The 20710-nt window shown below is 67.9% G+C and carries 17 protein-coding genes; 11 read left to right on the forward strand and 6 right to left on the reverse strand.

Going from position 1 to position 20710, the window contains the following annotated elements; translation table 11 throughout:
- Window positions 1–6: 6 nt before the first annotated feature.
- The 10 genes from EV651_RS24605 (at window position 7) to EV651_RS24650 (ending at window position 14364) form a co-directional block, all read left to right on the forward strand.
- Window positions 7–1665 (forward strand): hypothetical protein, encoded by a 1659-nt coding sequence (locus tag EV651_RS24605; protein ID WP_133787600.1) that lies wholly within the window; start codon window positions 7–9, stop codon window positions 1663–1665.
- 10 nt (window positions 1666–1675) lie between these two features.
- On the forward strand, window positions 1676–2734 hold the full coding sequence (locus tag EV651_RS24610) for a LacI family DNA-binding transcriptional regulator (RefSeq protein WP_133787601.1): 1059 nt from the start codon (window positions 1676–1678) through the stop codon (window positions 2732–2734).
- A 131-nt stretch (window positions 2735–2865) separates the two neighbouring features.
- The gene (locus tag EV651_RS24615) at window positions 2866–4236 is read left to right on the forward strand and encodes an extracellular solute-binding protein (RefSeq protein ID WP_166658754.1); all 1371 of its coding nucleotides are present in this window, start codon (window positions 2866–2868) and stop codon (window positions 4234–4236) included.
- Window position 4237: 1 nt separating this feature from the next.
- Window positions 4238–5206, forward strand: a complete 969-nt coding sequence (locus EV651_RS24620; protein ID WP_166658755.1) for a carbohydrate ABC transporter permease — start codon at window positions 4238–4240, stop codon at window positions 5204–5206.
- The gene (locus EV651_RS24625) at window positions 5206–6036 is read left to right on the forward strand and encodes a carbohydrate ABC transporter permease (protein ID WP_133787603.1); all 831 of its coding nucleotides are present in this window, start codon (window positions 5206–5208) and stop codon (window positions 6034–6036) included. Before EV651_RS24620 ends, EV651_RS24625 begins: the two co-directional genes overlap by 1 nt.
- 2 nt (window positions 6037–6038) lie before the next feature.
- The gene (locus EV651_RS24630) at window positions 6039–6998 is read left to right on the forward strand and encodes an ROK family protein (RefSeq protein ID WP_238157165.1); all 960 of its coding nucleotides are present in this window, start codon (window positions 6039–6041) and stop codon (window positions 6996–6998) included.
- Window positions 6995–7597 carry an SIS domain-containing protein gene (locus EV651_RS24635; protein WP_238157166.1) on the forward strand — a complete coding sequence of 201 codons (603 nt, stop codon included), beginning with the start codon at window positions 6995–6997 and terminating at the stop codon, window positions 7595–7597. The genes EV651_RS24630 and EV651_RS24635 overlap by 4 nt, the downstream gene beginning before the upstream one ends.
- Entirely contained in the window at window positions 7594–10062 is a 2469-nt protein-coding gene (locus tag EV651_RS24640; RefSeq protein WP_133787604.1) for an alpha-mannosidase, read from the forward strand. The genes EV651_RS24635 and EV651_RS24640 overlap by 4 nt, the downstream gene beginning before the upstream one ends.
- A 1-nt stretch (window position 10063) precedes the next feature.
- Window positions 10064–12499 (forward strand): glycoside hydrolase family 2 protein, encoded by a 2436-nt coding sequence (locus tag EV651_RS24645; RefSeq protein WP_133787605.1) that lies wholly within the window; start codon window positions 10064–10066, stop codon window positions 12497–12499.
- Window positions 12490–14364 carry a hypothetical protein gene (locus EV651_RS24650; RefSeq protein ID WP_133787606.1) on the forward strand — a complete coding sequence of 625 codons (1875 nt, stop codon included), beginning with the start codon at window positions 12490–12492 and terminating at the stop codon, window positions 14362–14364. Before EV651_RS24645 ends, EV651_RS24650 begins: the two co-directional genes overlap by 10 nt.
- On the opposite strand, the gene EV651_RS24655 is transcribed toward EV651_RS24650, so the two are convergent.
- The 4 genes from EV651_RS24655 to EV651_RS24670 are packed head-to-tail and all read right to left on the reverse strand — an operon-like array spanning window position 14365 to window position 18179.
- The gene (locus EV651_RS24655; protein ID WP_133787607.1) at window positions 14365–15036 is read right to left on the reverse strand and encodes a DUF6308 family protein; all 672 of its coding nucleotides are present in this window, start codon (window positions 15034–15036) and stop codon (window positions 14365–14367) included.
- Window positions 15036–15962: a hypothetical protein gene (locus tag EV651_RS24660; RefSeq protein ID WP_133787608.1), complete on the reverse strand. Its 927-nt coding sequence runs from the start codon at window positions 15960–15962 to the stop codon at window positions 15036–15038. Before EV651_RS24660 ends, EV651_RS24655 begins: the two co-directional genes overlap by 1 nt.
- Window positions 15963–16002: 40 nt before the next feature.
- Window positions 16003–16851 carry a hypothetical protein gene (locus tag EV651_RS24665; RefSeq protein ID WP_133787609.1) on the reverse strand — a complete coding sequence of 283 codons (849 nt, stop codon included), beginning with the start codon at window positions 16849–16851 and terminating at the stop codon, window positions 16003–16005.
- Entirely contained in the window at window positions 16848–18179 is a 1332-nt protein-coding gene (locus EV651_RS24670) for an L-fuculokinase (RefSeq protein ID WP_166658756.1), read from the reverse strand. Before EV651_RS24670 ends, EV651_RS24665 begins: the two co-directional genes overlap by 4 nt.
- Window positions 18180–18237: 58 nt before the next feature.
- Here EV651_RS24670 and EV651_RS24675 point away from each other — a divergent pair, with 58 nt between their 5' ends.
- Window positions 18238–18966 carry a polyprenol monophosphomannose synthase gene (locus EV651_RS24675; RefSeq protein ID WP_133787611.1) on the forward strand — a complete coding sequence of 243 codons (729 nt, stop codon included), beginning with the start codon at window positions 18238–18240 and terminating at the stop codon, window positions 18964–18966.
- Here EV651_RS24675 and EV651_RS24680 read toward each other — a convergent pair.
- Together EV651_RS24680 and EV651_RS24685 are read right to left on the reverse strand one after the other, a co-directional pair.
- Window positions 18963–19649 carry a hypothetical protein gene (locus tag EV651_RS24680; RefSeq protein ID WP_133787612.1) on the reverse strand — a complete coding sequence of 229 codons (687 nt, stop codon included), beginning with the start codon at window positions 19647–19649 and terminating at the stop codon, window positions 18963–18965. The two genes, EV651_RS24675 and EV651_RS24680, sit on opposite strands and share 4 nt — an antisense overlap.
- A complete protein-coding gene (locus EV651_RS24685) occupies window positions 19649–20680 on the reverse strand; it encodes a hypothetical protein (protein ID WP_166658757.1) in 1032 nt (343 codons plus the stop codon). The genes EV651_RS24680 and EV651_RS24685 overlap by 1 nt, the downstream gene beginning before the upstream one ends.
- Window positions 20681–20710: the final 30 nt, after the last annotated feature.

Below are 20710 nucleotides of genomic sequence, written 5' to 3' on the forward strand. Positions count from 1 at the left end.
AACCTTGTGGACTACAGCGTGGACGTGAATGCCGGGAAGGCGTACGCGACCGTCAGCCGGGACGAACAGGTCCTGTTCAACCTGCGGTTGTTCGCCTCGCTCGACACCGCGGAGGGCTTCGACGAGAGCTCCTCGCTCGAGGTGGACACGTCGGAATCCGGTGTGGTGAGAGTGACGGCTCGCAGTTCCGTTTGGGAGAGCCGGGTCACGACGACGCGGTTCCTGCCGGACCGCATCGAGGTCCAGACGACAGTGACCGGGCAGGGCCGTCTCACGGACGTGCATCTGCTGGGCGGACGCCGTACTCCACGTGGGTTCCTGCCCAGTGGGTCCCGGCTGCGGCAGGTGTACTCGCCCAATCCGGACCATCCGACGCGGGTTGTCCGGGACGCGGTCGAGCCGGCCACGATCAGCGTCTGCGGCGAAGGTGGTGAACCGGGGATCGAGAGGTGGCTGTTCACTCCGGCGCCTTGGTGCTTCGCTGCGGCCGCCTCTTCGGAGTGGATCGGGTTCAGCCTGGTCGCGCCTGTCGTCGAACAGAACTTCACCAGCTACCACTACCGTCCGGTGACTGGTGGATTCAGCCTCCAGCTGGACTACGAGGGTCACACCGCCGTCGACGGCACCTTTACGACGCCGCTCCTGGTCGTACACCTCGGCGGTGAGTCGGCTGAGGACGTGCTGGTTCGGCATCGCGAGCTGCTCGACGCTGCGGGTGCTGTGCCTTCGCGGGCGGCAGAGCGGCCCGAGTGGTGGTCGGGGACGATCTTCTGCGGCTGGGGCGCGCAGTGCGCTCTCGGCGTACGGACCGACCAGGCACCACAGCCGCTGGCCACTCAGGCGAACTACGACACGTTTCTGGAGACCCTCGCCGGCCATGGCATCGTGCCGGAGACAGTGGTCATCGACGACAAGTGGCAGGCGTCGTACGCGACCTGCCGACCCGATCCGGCGCGCTGGACCGACCTGGCCGGATGGATCGCGAAGCGGCACGCGGCCGGCCAGCGGGTGCTGCTGTGGTGGAAGGCGTGGGACTACGAGGGCGCTCCACCGGATGCGTGCATCACTGACGCCGGAGGCGAGCCGGTCGGGCTGGACGCGGAGTCACCGGCCTGTGTCGAGCTGATCCAGGATGCGGTAACGTACATGCTCTCGGCCGACGGGCTGGACGCGGACGGGTTCAAGATCGACTTCACCGCGCGGACGCCGTCCGGCTCGTCACTGCGGCACAGCGGCAACCGGTGGGGAGCTGCCCTGCTGCACGAACAGCTCCGGCTGGTCTACGACACCGCGAAGCAGGTCAAGCCGGACGCTCTGGTCGTCACACACACCCCCAACCCGGCTTTCCTCGACGTCACCGACATGATCCGGCTGAACGACGTACTGCACGATCACTCCGCCGAGCCGGGCTATGTCGCTCGTCACATGAGCTACCGGGCCGGTGTGGTGCGTTCTGTGGTGCCAGAGCTGGGTGTGGACACGGACGGCTGGATGATGCCCAGTCACGCGGAGTGGCGCGACTACCTGCGGATTCAGGACTCCCTCGGGGTGCCCGCGCTGTACTACGTGGACGGCACCGACACGGATCGCTACGACTTCCGCACCGAGGACTTCGACGCCGTCAAGGACACGTGGAACCGGTACAGAGCCGGACTGAGCATCTAGACTGCGGGCCATGAGTCCCCGGGGGCAGGCGGCACGGGCGGTGCCACAACCGGCGCAGCCGCCGGTACGCCGTCCCACGGTGCAGGACGTCGCACGGGAGGCCGGTGTCTCGCCGTCGACCGTGTCCCGTGCACTGCACACGCGCGGGTACGCATCACCCGCCGTACGGGCCCGGGTGCGGGCGGCGGCCGAGCGGATCGGGTACGTGACCGACCACAACGCCCGCAACCTGCGCAGCCGGACGTCGACGTCGATCGGCGTACTCATCTCCGACCTGCGCAACCCGTTCTACGCCGACCTCGCCGCCGGGATCGAGCAGGAGCTGCGTTCAGCGGGGTACCAGATGGTGCTCGTCAACGACAACGGCGATCCGGCGGAAGAGCTGCAGGCGGCCGAGACACTGCTGGCGATGCGGGTGCCGGGTGTGATCGTGACACCGGTGACCGCGAAGTGCCCGCAGGTGCTGCAGGACAACGGGGTGCACGTCGTCTGCGCGGACCGCGAGCTGAGCCGGTCGAAGAGTGACGTCGTGCTGGGCGACAACGAGACCGGTGCACGGGAGCTGACCGAGCATCTGATCGCGCTCGGCCACACCCGGATCGGCCTGCTCATCGACGAGACGAAGTGGTCGACCGGCGCCGGCCGCCTCGCCGGGTTCCGGGCCGCCCATGCGGACAACGATCTCACCGTGGACGAGGACCTGATCGCCTACACGAGCTTCGACGCGGACGCCGCCCGGCTGACGACGCGCAAGCTGCTGAACGACCGCGACGTCACCGCGATCATCTCCGCGAACAACGTGCTCGCGCAGGGCGCGCTGGCCGAGCTGAAGGACCGGCGGCTGAAGATCCCGCGGCAGATCAGTCTCGCGGCGTACGACGACGTGCCGTGGATGTCGCTGGTCCAGCCGGCGCTGACCACGGTCGACCAGAGCACGGTCGAGATGGGCCGTAGCTGCGCGCGCCTGCTGCTCGCCCGGATCCGCGGCGAGCTCACCCCGAAACGCCGGCAGGTCAAGGTACCGGCCCGCCTGATCGTCCGCGGCTCCACCGGACCCGCCCCGCGCTGAGTTCTCCACAAGGTCGTCGCTGACGTCTTGACGACTACTCGGACGCACCCGTACGGTTCCTGCATTCCGGAAATGTGGCATCGATGCCACATTCCGCCGCTCGTCCCCTGTCGACGTTAAGGAGCAACCTCATGAAGCACCTGCGCCTTCCCGTGGTGCTCGCGGCCGGCGCGCTGGCCCTCACCGCCTGCGCCGGCGTCGGGAAGAAGGACGCCGGCGGCGGCAGCGGCGACCAGAGTTCGGCAGCCTCGACTCCGACCGGATCCCTGAAGGTGATGGGTTTCAGCGGTGAGGACGAGGTCGCGCAGTCCCGGATCACCGCCTTCAAGACCGCCTTCCCGGGCGTCACCGTGCAGAACAACAAGGGCGACTTCGACGCCCAGCAGTTCCTCACCGCGGTGTCCAGCGGCAACCCGCCGGACGTCGTCTACATGGCCCGCAACCTGGTCGGCACCTATGCCGCGAAGGGCGCGATCCAGCCGCTCGACGATTGCATCAAGAACACTGGAATCGATACCACACAGTATCGCGAGGCCGCGCTGAACGAGGTCAAGCTGAAGGACAAGACGTACGGCATCCCGGAGTTCTACACGGTGTCGACGAACCTGATCAGCGAGACCGCGCTGAAGTCCGCGGGTGTGCCGGTCAGCGACATCCAGACCGCCGACTGGGACAAGCTCGAGGCGACCACGAAGAAGCTCTACACGGCGAAGAACGGCCGCCCGTCCCGGATCGGGTACGACCCGAAGATGCCGGACTTCTTCCCGCTCTGGGCGATGGCGAACGGCGCGGAGCTGGTGAAAGCCGGCGGCGAGCCGAACCTCAACGACCCGAAGGCGGTCGAGGCGCTGCAGTTCACGATCAAGCTGATCAACGACCAGGGCGGCTGGTCGAACTTCAAGACCTTCCGCGACACCTTCGACCTGTTCGGCGCGAAGAACCAGTTCACCAAGGACCAGCTGGCCGCGTTCCCGATCGAGAACTGGTACGTGAACGTCCTGCGGGACTCCCGGGCGAACGGGCTGAAGCTGCAGTCGACGCCGTTCACCGACCGGCAAGGACAGCCGATCAGCACGATCGGCGGCTCCGCCTGGGTGATCCCGAAGGGCGCGAAGAACCCGAACGCGGCCTGCCAGTGGGCGAAGACGCTCACCTCGAAGGAGACCTGGCACAAGGCGGCCGAGGCCCGGATGCAGACCGTTGCCAAGGACAAGAGCTTCTTCACCGGCCTGTTCACCGGCAACAAGGTGGCCGACGACGAGATCAAGGCGCAGTACCTGAAGCCCAGCGGTGACGCCGGGTTCGACGCCGCGATCAAGAACTACTACGACGTGCTCGACAAGGCGAAGTCGCTGAACCCGTCGCCGGCCGGCGCCGAGATCGACGCCGCCTGGAAGAGCGCGGTCGCCAAGGCCCTGGGCGGCTCGGTCACCCCGCAGGCTGCCCTCGACCAGGCGCAGACCGATGCCAAGGCCGCCTTCGACAAGGCCAGCCAGGGCTGACATGACGACCACCGTCGAGCGTCCGGCGGCCCGCGGGCAGACCGAGCCCGCGCGTCGCCGGCGGCCGAAGCGGAGTCCGCTGGCGAAGCGGGAGGACCGGGCCGGCTGGCTGTTCATCTCCCCGTGGGTGATCGGGTTCCTCATCTTCACCGCGGGTCCGATGATCGCGAGCCTGGTGCTGTCGTTTACCGACTACCAGATGATCCAGACGCCGCACGCGGTCGGCCTGGACAACTACCGCGAGCTGTTCGACGACCCGCGGGTGCTCAAGTCGCTCAGCAACACCTTCGTCTACGCCGCGATGTTCGTGCCGCTCGGCACGATCTTCGCGCTCGCACTGGCGATGATGCTGCAGCGCGTGGGCAAGGCCGGCGGCTTCTTCCGGACCGCCTTCTACCTGCCGGAGATGACGCCCGCGGTCGCGGCGGCGGCGATGTTCCTGCTGCTGCTGAACGGGCAGCAGGGCCTGATCAACAAGGTCCTCGGCTGGTTCGGTATCAACGGGCCGAACTGGACAGCCGATCCGAACTGGCTGAAGCCCTCGCTGGCGGTCGTCAGCCTGTGGACCGTCGGCGGCACCGTCATCATCTACCTGGCCGCCCTGAACGGCGTACCCAAGCAGCTGTACGAAGCAGCCGAGCTGGACGGCGCCGGTCCGGTGACGCGGTTCTTCAAGATCACCGTGCCGATGATCTCCGGGGCGTTGTTCTTCACGGTGATCACGCACACGATCGCGGCCATGCAGATGTTCGACCAGGCCTACACGATGTTCTACGGGCCGCAGCAGAAGGCGACGGCCTCCGACGAGTCGCTGGTGTACATGGTCTACCTGTTCCAGAACGCCTTCCAGTTCTTCAAGATGGGCTTCGCCTCGGCGATGGCCTGGCTGCTGTTCGTGATCATCCTGCTGATCACGTTCGTCCAGGTCCGGATCGGCAACCGCTACGTGTACTACCACGGGGAGCGCTGATGACCGTCCCTTGGCGGCGGCTGCCGTTCTTCCTGTTCCTGACGCTGGCGACGATCGCGTTCGTGTATCCGCTGGTGTGGCTGGTGTCCGCGTCGCTGAAGCCGCGGTCGCAGGTGTTCGACAACCGGCTGATCCCCGAGATCTTCCAGCCGTCGAACTACGTGCGGGTCTGGGACGCCGCGCCGGTGCTGCGCTGGCTGACGAACTCGTTGACCGTCGGGTTCATGGCGGCCGCGGCGGTGACGCTGTCGAGCGCCCTGGTCGCCTTCGGCTTCGCGTACTTCCGGTTCCGCGGGCGGAACATCCTGTTCGGCATCCTGTTGTCGACGATGATGCTGCCCGGCGCGGTGACGATGATCCCGGTCTATCTGATCTGGAACAAGCTGGGCATGATCGACACCCAGATCCCGCTCTGGGCGCAGAATCTGTTCGGCTCGGCGTTCTACGTCTTCCTGCTCCGGCAGTTCTTCCTCGGTATTCCCCGCGAGCTCTTCGAGGCCGCCCGGGTCGACGGCTGCAGCTACTTCGCGATGTTCCGGCGGATCGCGTTCCCGCTGTGCAAGCCGGCCCTGGTGATCGTGTTCGTCTTCGAGTTCAAGGCGAGCTGGTCCGACCTGATGAAACCCCTGATCTACCTGCAGACCACGGAGTACTTCACGATGCCGCGCGGCCTGAAGCAGATCATCGACGCCTTCGCCCTCTCGGGTCACTACGAGTGGGAGATCGCGGTGGCCGCCAGCGTGATCGCCGTGGTTCCGATGATCATCCTGTTCGCCTTCGGGCAGCGCTACATCCTCGACGGCGTGGCGACGACCGCGCAGAAAGGCTGAGTGTGACCCAGCTGCAGCCCGTCCTCGCCCTCGACGTCGGCGGCACCAAACTCGCCGCCGGCGTCGTCGCCCGCGACGGCACCGTGCGGTCGTTCTGCCGGATCGAGACCGCGGTGGACGAGGGTCCCACCGCGGTCGTCAAGCGCCTGCTCGACCTCGGCGAGCAAGCGCTGGCCGAGGCAGGACTACCCGTCGGCTCCACGCCCGTTGCCGCGGTCGGAGTCGGCTGCGGGGGCCCGCTCGACCCGTCGACCGGGGTGATCCTCGGGCCGCCAGGTTTGCCGGGCTGGGACTCGGTGCCACTCGGCCAATTGGTCGCCGACCGCTTCGAACTACCGACGTACGTCGAGAACGACGCCACCGCTGCCGCACTCGGCGAGTACCGCTGGGGCGGCTGGGGGGTGGAGAGCCTGGTCTACCTGACCGTGTCGACCGGCTTCGGCGGCGGTATCGTTGCTTCTGGCAAGCTGTTCCACGGCGCCGCCCGGCAGGGCGGCGAGCTGGGTCACGTGGTCATCGACTGGCAGGGCAGGCAATGCGGTTGCGGCGCCCGCGGCTGCGCCGAGGCCTACGTCTCCGGTACGTCGATCGCCCGCAGAGCTACCGAAGCAGTCGCCGGTTCGGACTCGACACTCGCCGGGCTGACCATCACCGCTAAGGATGTCGCGGCGCACGCCCGCGCGGGCGATCCGATCGCGCGGGCCGTCTGGGACGAGACGACCGCGATGCTGGGAAGGATGGTCGCCGTCCTCGTCAACGTCTGCGAACCGGAGCTCGTCGTACTCGGCGGCGGCGTGACCCGGGCCGGTGCGCAGCTGCTCGATCCAGTGCGGAACGCCGCGCTGCGGCAGGCGATGCCGCCGGCGGCGCGGGCGTGCGACGTCGTACTCAGTCGGCACGGTGACGCGGTCGGTGTGCTCGGCGCTGCGGCGATCGCGTACGAGCGATTGGGGGACGCGTGACGACCAGACTCGAGGGGCTGCTCGACGGGCAGCTCGATCGACACTCGGAAGTGGCCGCGGCGATGCGGGCCCAACTACCACAGGTGCAAGCCGTCGCGGACGAGCTGATCCGGCGGCTGGCTGCCGGCGGAGTGCTCTACACCTTCGGCAACGGCGGGTCCGCGGCTGATGCCCAGCACCTGGCCGGCGAGCTGATCGGTCGCTACCTGCGCGAACGCCGTCCGCTGCCCGCGGTCGCCTTGATCGGTGACGCCGCGGTCGTCAGTTGCATCGCCAACGACTACTCGTACCAGGACGTGTTCGCCCGGCAGGTCACCGCGCTGGTCCGGCCGCAGGACATGGTGGTCGGGTTCAGCACCTCGGGCACTTCGCCTACGGTCGTCAAGGGACTCGCGGCCGCCCGAGCGAACGGTGCGTGCACGGTGGCGTTCACCTCGGTCCGCGGCCAGGAGCTCGCGGACTCGGCCGACCTGGCAGTCGTCGTACCGGCGGAGGAGACGGCCCGGATCCAGGAGATGCACGTCCTCGCCCTGCACCTGGTCAGCGAACTCGTCGACCGCTGGGCCTTTGACACCCCCGACAACAGGAAGGCTCTATGACCAAGCGTGGTCCCCTGCACATGATCGGTAACGCGCACATCGACGCGGTGTGGCTCTGGCAGTGGCAGGAGGGATATCAGGAGGTGCGGGCGACGTTCCGGTCGGCGCTCGACCGGATGGAGGAGTATCCGGACTACGTCTTCACCGCGGACTCGGTCGCGTACTTCAGCTGGATCGCCGAGCACGACCCGGAGCTCTTCGAGCGGATCCGCAAGCGGGTCGCGGAGGGCCGCTTCGAGATCGTCGGCGGCTGGTGGGTGGAGCCCGACTGCAACCTGCCCGGCGGGGAGGCGTTCGTCCGGCACGCGCTGTACTCGCAGCACTGGCTCGCCGAGCACCTCGGCGTGATCGCGACCGTCGGCTGCAACGTCGACCCGTTCGGTCACAACGCGAACCTTCCGCAGTTGCTCAGCAAGGCGCGGCTGGACTCGTACGCGTTCCTCCGGCCGCAGACGCACGAGCGCGAGCTGCCCGGCCAGAAGTTCTGGTGGGAGGCCGCGGATGGTTCGCGCGTGCTGGCGTACCGGATCCCCCACGAGTACTGCTCGCCCCGCGGCGAGATCACCGGGCACGTCACGAAGGCGCTGCAGCAGTTGCCGGTGACAACCGAACCGCTGATGGTGTTCTACGGCGTCGGCAACCACGGCGGCGGTCCGACGATCGAGAACATCGAATCGATCAAGCAGCTCGCCGAGCGGGACCTGTACCCGGAGATGTTCCCGTCGACGATGCGCCGGTTCTTCGACGAGGCGCGGACGTTCGACGGGATCCCGGTGCATCCGACCGAGCTGCAGCCGCACGCGATCGGCTGCTACGCCGCGCACTCCGGCGTGAAGCGCCAGAACCGGTTGGCCGAGCAGGCGCTGCTCGCGGCCGAGAAGTGGACCACGATCGCGTCGACGGTCAGCGGGATGCCGGACGCGACCGCGGAGCTCGGGCACGCCTGGAAGCAGGTGATCTTCAACCAGTTCCACGACATCGCGGCCGGCACCGCGATCGAGCCGGCGTACGACGACGCGCGCGACCAACTCGGTGAGGCGAAGTCGATCGCGGCCCGGCTGGCGAACCGCTCCATCCAGTCGATCGCGCGGCAGATCGACATCCCGGCGGAGGCGATGATGGTGCCGGTGGCGGTGTTCAACCCGCACGCCTGGCCGGTGACCGCGACGGTCGAGCTCGAGCTCGGCTATCCCGCCCCGATGCGCGGGGCGATCGAGCTCCGCGAGGGCCTCGACGGCCGGATCCTCGACCTCCAGGAGGTCCGATCGGCCGCGACCGCGGGCGGCCGCCGGCGGGTCGCCTTCACGGCGAACGTCCCGCCGCTGGGTTATCAGCTGTTCACGATGCGGACCGCCGACGAGCCGTCGTACCACCTCGGTGCGCCCACCGGCGACGGACTGGTGCTCGACAACGGCACAGTCCACGCGGAGGTCGATCCGAAGACCGGCTGGCTGAAGTCGCTCGCGACAGCAGGCGGGCCGAACTTGCTGGCGTCCGGCGTCGCGCATGCCCAGGTGATCGACGACGACACGGACACCTGGAGCCACGGAGTACGGTCGCTGTGGAAGACCGTCGACTCCTTCAAGGTGCAGCGGGTACGGCGGCTCGCGGACGGCCCGGTGCGGCAGCTGATCAGGGTGGAATCGACGTACGGCCGGTCGCAGCTGGTCGAGGAGTTCGTGCTGGACGCGGGGTCGGATGCCGTCGAGGTACGGGTCACGGTGGACTGGCGCGAACAGCTGAAGTCTCTGAAACTGTGCTTCCCGTTCGCGTTGCAAGACTCGGTGGCGACGCACGAGATCCCCTACGGGCACCTGGAACGCGAGCAGAATCGCGAGGAGGTGCCGTCGCACGCCTGGGTCGACGTCTCCGGTCCGAGCGGCGGCGTCGCGGTGCTCAACGACGGGAAGTACTCGTTCGCCGTCGACGGCACGACAGCCGGGCGTTCCGTGCTGGCGATGACGGCGGTGCGCTCGCCTGTCTATGCCTGGCACGACCCGTGGCAGCTGGACGAGGACGGTGTGTACGAGTACCTCGATCAGGACATCCAGCGGTTCACCTACCGCCTGCTGCCGCACGGCGGCGACTGGCGCGCGGCGGCCGTGGTCCGTCGTGCGGCCGAGCTCAACCAGCCGGTCACCGCACTGATCGAGTGCTTCCACCCCGGCCCGCTGCCGCCCTCGCAGTCGTATGTGACCGTGACCGGCGCCGACAACGTCGTCGTCTCGGTCCTCAAACGCGCCGAGGACCACGGCGGGGCCACCATCCTCCGCGCGTACGAGACCGCGGGACGAGACGCGGAGGTGACGATCGACCTGCCCTTCCTCGGCCGTACTTTCGACACCGCTTTCACGCCGCACGAGGTCAAGACGCTGCACATCCCTGCCGACGGCGACGTCAGCCCCACCGAGGTCGACCTGCTCGAGTGGGACCCTGCCGCACCGCCGCCGCTGACGACCGAGTGAGATGCGCGCACCTCTCGACAGGGAGCCCTGGAGGGTCCGGGGCTTCCTCGGCGACGAGTGGCGGCATCACCGTGTCTGGGGCCCGTTGCGTGAACCCGACGCGTGGTTGCCGGCGACGGTACCGGGCAGCGTCGTCGACGATCTGTGGCGTGCGAACGCCGTACCCGATCCGTATGTCGGTCTGAACACGCGGGCGATCGAGTGGGTGTCCGACCGGCATTGGGCCTACCGGCACGAGTTCCGGTTGGACCCGCCGCCACCGGGACAGCAGGCGTTCCTGTGTCTGGACGGCGTCGACCACAGCGCCGTCGTGTACCTCGACGGCATAGAGCTGGGCCGGGTGGACGGGATGTTCGTCGCCACCCGATTCGACGTCACCGAGTTGATGCGGACGTCGGCGGAGCACACGCTGGTCGTCGTCGTGGAGCCGGCGCCGATGAGCGAGCCGCAGGTGGGTCACACGGCCAAGGTCCGGGTGCACAAGTCCCGGATGACGTACGGCTGGGACTTCTGCCCGCGGCTCGTCCACCAAGGCATCTGGCGGTCGGTGTACGTCGAGCTGATCGGAGCCGCCCGCATCACGGATCTCACCGTGACCACGGACCGTGTCCTGGTCGGGGCCTCAGGCAACGATCATGTGGAGTTGACGCTGACGGATGCCGACGGTGTCGTGGTCGCGAGTGGCAACCGGGTGCTCGAGGTGCGGGATCCTCGACCTTGGTGGCCGAACGGGAGCGGTACGCCGTACCTCTACCACCTGACCGCGACCGCGTATGCCGATGGCGTGGTGAGCGACCGGCGGGAGTACGAGATCGGGTTCCGAACGTTGCGGTTCTTCCAGGCCGAGGGCGCCTCCGCGGACGCGGCGCCGTACGGGATCGAGGTGAACGGGCGGCGGATCTTCGCCAAGGGCTGGAACTGGGTGCCACTCGATCTCAGCTACGGCGTACCGCGACCTGACCGGCTCAGGCATCTGCTGGATCTCGCCGTTGACGCCGGGGTGAACCTGCTGCGGGTCTGGGGTGGCGGGTTGATCGAGACGCCGGATTTCTACGCCGAATGCGACCGGAGAGGCCTGCTCGTGTGGCAGGAGTTCTCCCAGTCGAGCTCCGGGATCTCGTCGACGCCCGCCGACGACGAGGACTTCGTCGCGATGATGCGCTCGCAGGCGGAAGCGATCGTGCCGCGCCTGCGGCACCACCCGTCACTCGCGATGTGGGGCGGCGGCAACGAACTGCAGGCCGGCGAAGGCCAACCGCTCTCCGATGCGCCGGTCCTGGACGCGTTGGGAGATGTCGTACGACGACTCGATCCGGAGGGACTGTGGTTGGCGACCTCGCCAACCGGTCCCGCGTTCCTCAACCGGCTCGACCTGATCCGGCAGGCGCCGGGCGACCAGCACGATGTCCACGGGCCCTGGGAACACCAAGGACTGCGCGACCACTACGCCTTGTACGACGCGGGGACGGCACAACTGCTGAGCGAGTTCGGAGTCGAGGGGATGACGATGCCGCGATCGATCGCCCAGGTAGTGCCCGAGCCGGATCGACGGCTGCCGACCCGGGGACGGCCCGTCTGGGACCATCTGGGGCGCTGGTGGAACAACGAGGACCTGGTCCAGGAGTCGTTCGGTCACCGCATCCGGGACCTGGACACGCTCGGCCTGGCGAGTCAGTTCCTGCAACGCGACGGGCTCCAGTACGCCACGGAAGCCCACCGCCGCCGCTGGCCGCGCTGCGTCGGCACTCTCCCGTGGCAGTTCAACGAGCCCTATCCCAACGCCTGGTGCACCTCAGCCGTCACCCACGCCGGCGAGCCGAAGCCCGCGTACTTCGGGGTGGCCGCCGCTTATCGTCCTGTCCTGGTCGGCGTCGTCTGCACGCGCCAATCCTGGGCCGGCCATGCCGAGCTTCGGCTGCCCTTGTGGTTCCTGTCTGAGGATCCGCTCCCACCGGCTACCGTCACTGCCCGTCTCCTCACCTTCGGCGGTACGGAGCTCACAACCCTGACGTGCAAAGACGTCGCGGCGGATGCTTTCGCGGGTGAACTGCGTGCCGTCACACCCGCTGAACCGTTCGTCGTGGACCTGGAGCTGATCGCCGGTGACGTCCGGGCGGAACGGCGGTATGTGCTGACTGGCACCGACTTTGCGGACCTGCTCGATCATCGGATCGAAGTGGACGCCGAACTGCGCCGTGACCAGTTGCGTGTGCGGCACCTGTCGGGTCCGGTGGCGCCGTTCGTGCGCGTCCGCGATGCGCGTCCGGTGCAGGGCGACGCCGGCGGATGGCTGCGGGTGTCGGACAGCGGTTTCGTCCTGTTGCCCGGGGAGGAACGCACGATCGACCTCCGCTGGCACGGCGCCGGCGGCGAACGGGTGATCGCGATCGACGGGCTCGGACTACATCCCAGAGAGAGGCTGATCCGGTGCACCTGAACGTAGTGCTCGAAACAGTCGACGGCTCACCGATCGATTCGCCTGACTGGCGCGTCGAGCTTGAGGTCACACCGGTCGGTGCCGACGAGCGCGCCGTACAGCTGCGGGTGCAGTACGACGGAGCTGCCCCGGCCGATGCCCGTGTGCGTCTCGAGGTCGCCGCGCCGGACGCGCCGTATTGGCTGATCCCCGGCTTGTTCTACGGCGCCAACCGGGATCCTGCCTGTGCCCGGCTCTACCCGCGCTATGCGCCCGGTGAGCTGGATGCGGAGAACCTGATTGCGGACCGCTGGGCGTTCCGGGCGGATCGCGCCGCGACACCAGTCGTGTTCGCCTGGGGCGAGGAGGGCGGTGTGGCCCTGTCCGTCGGCGCCACCACGTCGCTCGGTCTCAGCGGACTCGGCCTGGGCGCTGGACCGGACCGGCCCGCGACCATCTGGGCCTCGCTCCCGTATCGCGAGGAGCCGTTCAGCTACGTCGGCGAACCACGGGGCGTCGAACCGCTCGCGGACTGCCATCGCTGGGAGCAGGGCGAATGCCACGAGATTCAGGCCAGCTTGTGGACATTGCCGGCGGACCGGCACAGCTATGCGCCAGTGCTCCAGGTACTGCGTGATCGTGAGCGCGCGGCCCATCCGCCGGTCACGCCCTGGGTCGACATCGCCGACGCTGCAGAGCTGACGGCGTACGGCCTCTGGCGCTGGCACTACCGGGAGAATCCCGCCGTACTGATCGAGACCGCTCTGTTCGACCGTGAGCTCGCGGGTGACCTGGGCGATCGCGGCGACCGGCTCGCGATGCACGTGGCGTGGGTGAGCGGGATCCCGTACGCGCACGCCCTGCTGCGCCACGGCCGACGTGCCGGCAACCCGTCGTACGTCGAGGCCGGTACGGCGGTGATCGACCACATCACGGCGAACCTGACACCGGCCGGGACGTTCTTCGGCACGTGGTACGCCGAGAAGGGCTGGAAGCAGTCGTGGACGCCGGTGCCCGGTGGGCTGCACGCGCGAACGCTGGCCGAGGCGACGCTCTTCACACTGCGGGCGATCGCCGCTGAGCCGGTCGAGCACCCGGTGTGGCGTACGGCGGCGCTCAGCAACCTGGAGTTCGCGCTGGCCGCACAAGATGCCGAGGGCAACTTCGGGAGCATGTACCACCTGGAGACCGGTGAAGTCCTGTCGCGGCTCGGAGCGGCCGGCCTAACGTGGGTCGGAGCGATGGCAGAGGCGTACGAACTCTTCGGCGACGAACGCTTTCGCGAGGCAGCGCGCCGCGGCGGGCGGTACTACGCCTCCTTCGTCCGCGACGAGACATTGTGCGGAGCCCCGGAGGACGTGGACCTCGCACCGACCTCCGAGGACGGATACGCCGCGTTGTTCGCGTACGTCGGCCTGCACCGGATCGATCCGTCCTCCGAATGGCTTGCTCTGGCCCGGCACGGCGCGGACTGGATGCTGACGTTCCGCTACAGCTACGACGTGCGGTTCGATCCCGAGACGATCCTCGGGGCGTACGGCTTCCGCAGCCGGGGCGCGGACCAGGCGAGCCCGTCCAACCAGCACCTGCACAACTACGGTCTGATCTGCACCGCCGAACTGGCCACGCTCTCAGCCCTCACCGGCGACGACAGCTACGCCACTTCCGCCGCCGAACACCTCAGATTCGCCCGCCAGTTCATCGCCCGCCACGACGGCGATTTCAACGCCCGCCGCGGGATGGTCACCGAACGCTACTACCAAACCGAATGCTTCGGCCCACCCGGAGCCCTCCTGACCCTCTCCCACTCCTGGTGCATCGGCGTCCTCCTCCTAGCCACAGAAGACGCCCTGACCCACCCCGAGCTAACCACCCTCACCTGGTAATCAGTCCGCGCACCGTCCCTTGGATTTCCACGCCAGAATGTCCAGCAACCGCACGTGACTGAGTGCCGCAGGCACCTCCGCCTCCAACTGCTGGAGAGACGAACGCTGATTCTGGATGTCGTCCCGGATAGCGACGGTCAGCTCGGTCATGTACTTCACCCAGGTACGGACCTTTGCCTCACGAACGGGTCCGCCCGCCCCGACGTAGCATTTGCGCACCCACGTGTCATGCAGCACCAAAGTCTGCGGCGCCTTACGATGCAGCACCTTCGACAACACCGTGGCCCGGACACCATGCGGCCTCGGGTCCGTATCCAAGACGCCGTACAGCGCCTGCATCGACTCTGCGATCTCGGAGTCATTGAGTTCCGCCAACGGCCGGCGAGGATCGATCGTCGCTAGCCCTGCCTCAAGCTCGTCACGAATCCGTCCCAACGCGTAGAACGTCCGGATGGAGACGCTCACATTCAGAAGGACAGGAGCAAGCAGGTCCGCGTCGGTCAGTCGCCGCGGGTTGTTGGTGTCTTGCTCGTACTGGTCGTAGGCCGGGTAGGCGTACGGATCTGCTGCCGTCTCGTTTCGCGCGGCGTCGGTGTACTCGCGGACCCAATCCCGAGCTGTCTGCAAGCCGATGGTCACCTTGCCGACCTGGATCGTGTGGGCGGCGGTCATCAGAGGTCGTCCCGTAGCTTGGCGAGGGCGAGGTACAGGAGGTGTTGTGCTGTTCGCAGAGTAGCGTTGTCAGAGACGTGGCAGGCGACGCCGTACTTCTGATGTGTTGCCGGGGTTGCGCCCGCGAGGCCGCCAGCCGGGAGGTCGTTGTGCGTCAACCGGAACGAGACCTTGCCGCTCCAATGGACGTACGCGACCGCTGGCGTCGGCTCCTCGATCTGCGCGTCATGAATGCGGAAGTAGGCACCGACCGGCTGAGCAGAATCACGTGTACTACCGAGAACCGGCACGGCCATCTCCCGCTCGGCAGATCGCGCGAGCTCGATCAACAGGTCCTGCTTGTCTCCCGCCCGTTCGCGGATGACCTGCTCGAGATCCACCCCGACGACCACCGGCGCTTCGTCAGCGTCCACGTCATCTGCTGGCTCCGATGGCGCGCCGCGGAACTCCGCCCATCGGCCGAGTTGCCGGTCCCATACGTCGATCCCCGCGTCGACGTACCGCTGCCAGCCCATCCGTTGCTTGCCGCCGAGACTCGCGTGTTCCTCGATCGTGACCACACACGCGACGCCATGAGTATCGAGAAAGTCCGTCAGCTCATCGCTCGGCCAATCACGCCGCGACAGCAGCTTGTCGATGATCCACTTGCGCGGCCAGACGTGTTCGTGATTGATCTTGGCATCGTCCGCGGCGAGCACACCGCGCGTCACGTAGCGGATGTTGTACTTCGGGTACGGCTTCGCGCCCGGCGCCTCGGTCCACTTCCACAAGGCGATCGACAGCAGCTCCCGCTGATGACGCCGCTGGACGTCCCTCAACTCCAGGAGTTGCCGTACGAGGTGCAGCGAACTCGCTCGCAGCGCCTGTACTCCGCTGCCCTCCACGTACGGCGTGCTGAAATCGATGAGCCGATTTGTCGCCGGCATTGCTCTCCCCTCCGTGCGCGTTGCCCAGCTCCGCCGGCTGTCAGCTGCTCACCTTCTGCCATGGGCGGGCGTGTTGGTGGACGATATCGGCGATCAGCGACAGGCGCGCGCGGCACGTGGTTGCCAGGACAGTTGACGGGTCGTCGGTTTCGAGGGCGGGGGTCCAGAGGGCTCGGCCGGCGAGGGTGCCGGAGGCGCCGCCTCGGCAGGCGAGTTCTACTGCTCGGGGGAAGTCGTCACGGGCTACGCCGTTGGACAGAACCACCCACGGGACGGGCAGCGTCTCGCTGAGTTGCCGGCAGGTGGCGATGATTCCGGCGGCGTCGCCGATGCCGCGGCTCGGGACCTGGGCCTTGTAGAGGTCGGGGCGGACGGGGCCCAGGGCCTCGGCGGCGTCCAGGATCGCCTTGTCCAGATCGAAATCTGGCTCATCGTCCGCGGGTTGCACGACGGGCTCCAGGACGGAGAGGAGGCCGGCGGCAACGCAGCGGCGTACGAACTCCTCGGCCATCTCTCGTCGCCGATCCTGTTGGTTGTCGCGCTTCCAGATCACCAGGAGTTTGAGGGCGACCGCTCCGGCCGCGCGGGCGGCCTGCGGGTCGACGGTCTCGTCCAGGTGGGTGTCGGTGACCGGTCCGCCGCGCTCCTGGGTCAGTGCGTCGGCCGCGAGGATCCATCCGGGCCGAGAAGGAGCGTCGTACCCCTTGTCGATCAGGAAACCGGACGCCAGTGGGGCGAGGTGCTCGGCGACGGCTGCTTTGAAGGCGCGCAGGTCTTCGGGCGCGTCGGGTCGGCCGTGGTCGGCCAGCATCGTGCGCAGGCTCTCGCGTTGGTCCATGGCGACCATCGCGAAGGTGCCGTCGGGGTACGCCAGTGCGTCGAGGCTCATGAGACCACCTTATGGAATCGATGCCAGAATGCGCCATCCCACGTCTCAGCATCCTGTGGACGAACCTCGATCCGCCTTGCCTGCAAGGGTTCCGCCGGCACACCGCTCACCACCTCGGCGGCCATCGACGCAGCACCCTGCGCAGCGGTGGCCGAGCTCTCCAGTACGGCGAACGACCGCCCACCGGACGCCAGCGCCTTCCGCGTCATCCACCCGCCCAGCCGCACCGGACCGCCGAACGCAACCGTGTGCTGCCAGTCGATCCCGAGCAGCCGCGTCTGCTCCTCCGCCATCCATCGCGCATGGAAGCTCAACGCGTCCACGAGCGCCCGCATCTCCTCGGCCGGATCGCTCGCCGGCCGCGTCACGTCGTACGTCGACTCATCGGACGGCGCCGGCGCCTGACGGCCTTGGGGATAAGGAGCGATCAACTGATCGCTAGGCACGCCTACGGGTTCGAGTACTGCGTTCAGCCAGGTGTAGTCGCGGTCGAGCGAGGCGAGACGCTGCTGCACCAGACCGCCCGCGGCGCCGTTCCCGGACACAGCACAGCCGTGCTGCCCGTCGACGTACCAGCTCATGCTGATGCCCTGCTGCCGCAGTACGTCGCTCAACACCAGTCCGGAGCTCGGTGTGATGATCGCCTCCGCCGTACCGAGCGAGTCCGCGACCTGACCCGGCTCTCGTACCCCTGCCGCCCACGCACCGACCAGATGGTCATGCCCACACAGGACGACCGGCACACCGGAGGGGGTGGTGCCGGCGACGGTCATAGGCTCGACCACAGCAGGCAAGCGGTCCAGACCGCCGTACTCGAGCAGGTCCGCGTCCCACTGGCGACGCCGCAGATCCAGTACGCCGAGACGTTGCGCATGAGTCAGATGCATCGCGTAGGAACCAGTCAGCGCAGCCAGCGCCAGATCGGGCACACCGACCCAGAGACGAGTCCGTGCGAGCAGAGCAGGCTGTGTCTCTCGTAGCCACCGCCAGGTCACCACGGGGAGCTTCGCGCTCAGCCGGAGACCGGTCCGTGCGTACAGTTCCGCCGGATCGAACTGCCGCGCCTGCTCCACACCGGGCTGATCACGCCAGGTGATCAGCTTCGTCAGCGGCCGGAACTCTCGATCGAGCGGTACGCCGGTCTCGGCCATCGCGGTGATACCGATAGCATCGACGCGCTGTCCCTCCGACAGCTCCGCGACCAACCGCCGTACGGCGTGCTGCAAGGCTTCCGCGTCGTCCGGCGTACGGACCGACCGCACCGAGCCGTCGGGAACTCGGCACACCTTCAGGTTCGTCGTACCGATATCGACACCAAGCGCTATCACCTGCACGACCCTAAACCGGAGATGCGATAGCTTTCGGTGTCTCCGACGAAGGAAAGTCATGGGTGAGCTAGCCAAGATCGTGGTCGTCGTACCGACCTACAACGAGCGGGAGAACCTGCCCGTGCTGGCCGGGCTGCTGTCCGACCTGAACCTGCCCGGCCTGGAGCTTCTCGTCGTCGACGACAACTCCCCCGACGGTACGGGCGACGTCGCCGACGAACTGGCGAAGGAGTCGCCGGACAAGGTCGGCGTACTGCACCGGACCGTGAAGGACGGACTCGGCCGCGCGTACGTCGCCGGGATCACCCGCGCGCTCGACGAAGGCGCCGACATCGTCATCCAGATGGACGCCGACCTGTCGCACCCCGCCTCGGTCATCCCGACCATGGTCGAGACGCTGCGGACCACGGACGCCGGCGTGGTGATCGGCTCCCGGTACGTCCCGGGCGGCTCGGCCGCGGCCGAGTGGGGCTGGCACCGGCGGGCGCTGTCCGCGTTCGCGAACTTCTACGTGAACGCGATCCTGCGGCTGCACGTGAAGGACGCCACGGCCGGGTTCAAGGCCTGGAAGGCCGACACCCTGCGCTGGATCGACGTGTCGTCGATCGAGAGCAACGGGTACTCGTTCCAGGTTGAGATGAACTACCGCACGGTCAAGCGCGGCCTGAAGATCGCCGAGGTCCCGATCCACTTCGAGGAACGCACCGAAGGCGTCTCCAAGATGTCGCTGAAGGTCCAACTCGAATCGGCCCTGATGCCCTGGAAGCTGTTGTTCGGCCGCTCCTAGATCGACCGGGCCGCCGACGCAATCATCCGCTGGACCTGGGGACGCACCGTCCCCAGGTCCTGTGCGTACGCCACCCAGCAGATGCTGATACTGATGTCGTTGGTCTGGGGCGCACCACGCAGCCGGACACACTCGCCCGTCACCGAGTACGTCACGTCGTACTCACGACGACGGCCGGTGAAGCCGATCGAGGCCGCCTCGACGATGTTGCGATTCGGCGCCGGCACCGCGCGGGCCCGTGCGGTCCGAACGCCGTAGATCGACTGATCCCCAGCGAACCCCTCCGCGTCCGGCACCAGCAGCGGCAGCGACGACACCGGCCGCGCCGACAGGACGAACGCCGCGTACGCACCTCGGTCCCAGGACGACAACTCGACAGTGTTGGTGAACACATGCTCGGTCGTCCAGCCCCGCACGACCTCGATGAACACGTCGTGGCCGAGTGGCGTGCCGCGGTCGACGTCGGGCTCCAGGCGCGGATTGCGGGACGGCGTCACCGTCGGCACTGGCTGCGGCGTCGGCTGCCCGGTTGGTTCGGGTATTGATTCGTGTGCTGCCGCTTGGACCGGTTCCGGCTCTTGTACCAGCCGGCCGCCGACCATGAAGACGCCGACCGTCAGAACGGCGAGACCGGCCGTCAGGAGGGCGACCGTACGACCGCTCGCCGGGTTCTGCTGCGACATCAGATCGAACGGGCGACAGAGGCGAGCATCCCGATCGCGTCTCGGAACGCCCTGTCCGCGACGTCCGGGCGAGCCTGGACACACACCGACACCGTGACGTTGTGGATCGACTCGACGCCGGTCATCGTCGTGCACCGAGCGGTCACCGAAACCGACGCGCCGTTCTGCCGGATCCGTCCCGTGTACGACATCTGAGCCTGGCTCTGGATGTTCGAATTGGCCGGGCCGAGAGACTTGACCGGACCCTTCACCACCCCCGCCAACTTGTCCAGGGCGACCAGGTCCCGCACGATGATCGGGACGGCTTTGGCGGCCGGATAGCCCACTGGGTTGACCACCATCGTGAGCAGCGATCCCTTGCTCGCAGGCCCGAGTGTGACTGTGTACTTCGACGTGTAGAGCTTCCGCCATCCACTGGCAGGCTTGATGTACACATCGTCGTACACCGCGATGCCCTGGTCGATGTCCTTCAGCGTCCGGCGGCGTTCGGGGGGCGTGGGGTTGGTGGTGTACGACGGGGCCGGGGTGGACGGCGTGACTGACGGCGGCTCGGTGGACGGGCTGACGGTCGGGGACGAGACCCCGTCGGTGAACGTGGCCGTCGGGATGGGGGCGCCGGCGTCGGCCGCGTCGCCGCCAGGGCTGGTCAGGAGGACGACAGCACCGCCGATCAGGGCGATCACTACCGCGGCGGCGGCGATCAGTAGCCAGGGGCCCTTCGGGCGCTTGCCGGGCGGCTGGAGGCTGCCTAGGTGCGGTCCCTGGGGCGGCTGACCGCCGTACACGGGCGCCTGGTTGCCGTACTGGAGTGGCTGGTTGCCGTACTGGGGTGGCTGGTTGCCGTACTGGGGTGGCTGGTCGTACTGCGGTGCTGGGCCCTGGTGCGGTTGCTGGCCGTACTGCGGTAGCAGAGCGGTGTGCTGCGGCGGGGCGCCGTACGGCTGAGACGGCGTACCGGGCGGTGGCGGTGCGCCGTACGGTCCGGTCGGGCGGTGGTCGGGGTTCCAGGCAGGCGGTTGCTGATCGCTCACGGCGAGAGCCTCACTAGATCGTTCAAAAGG

The sequence above is a fragment of the Kribbella sp. VKM Ac-2571 genome, from assembly GCF_004362255.1.
Lineage (GTDB): Bacteria > Actinomycetota > Actinomycetes > Propionibacteriales > Kribbellaceae > Kribbella > Kribbella pratensis.

Bases quoted from the DNA above. Each gene is read 5' to 3' on its own strand.
- EV651_RS24610 (WP_133787601.1), top strand. From the start codon at position 1,676: ATGAGTCCCCGGGGGCAGGCGGCACGGGCGGTGCCACAACCGGCGCAG.
- EV651_RS24615 (WP_166658754.1), top strand. From the start codon at position 2,866: ATGAAGCACCTGCGCCTTCCCGTGGTGCTCGCGGCCGGCGCGCTGGCC.
- EV651_RS24620 (WP_166658755.1), top strand. From the start codon at position 4,238: ATGACGACCACCGTCGAGCGTCCGGCGGCCCGCGGGCAGACCGAGCCC.
- EV651_RS24625 (WP_133787603.1), top strand. From the start codon at position 5,206: ATGACCGTCCCTTGGCGGCGGCTGCCGTTCTTCCTGTTCCTGACGCTG.
- EV651_RS24640 (WP_133787604.1), top strand. From the start codon at position 7,594: ATGACCAAGCGTGGTCCCCTGCACATGATCGGTAACGCGCACATCGAC.
- EV651_RS24645 (WP_133787605.1), top strand. From the start codon at position 10,064: ATGCGCGCACCTCTCGACAGGGAGCCCTGGAGGGTCCGGGGCTTCCTC.
- EV651_RS24655 (WP_133787607.1), bottom strand. From the start codon at position 15,036: ATGACCGCCGCCCACACGATCCAGGTCGGCAAGGTGACCATCGGCTTG.
- EV651_RS24660 (WP_133787608.1), bottom strand. From the start codon at position 15,962: ATGCCGGCGACAAATCGGCTCATCGATTTCAGCACGCCGTACGTGGAG.
- EV651_RS24665 (WP_133787609.1), bottom strand. From the start codon at position 16,851: ATGAGCCTCGACGCACTGGCGTACCCCGACGGCACCTTCGCGATGGTC.
- EV651_RS24675 (WP_133787611.1), top strand. From the start codon at position 18,238: ATGGGTGAGCTAGCCAAGATCGTGGTCGTCGTACCGACCTACAACGAG.
- EV651_RS24680 (WP_133787612.1), bottom strand. From the start codon at position 19,649: ATGTCGCAGCAGAACCCGGCGAGCGGTCGTACGGTCGCCCTCCTGACG.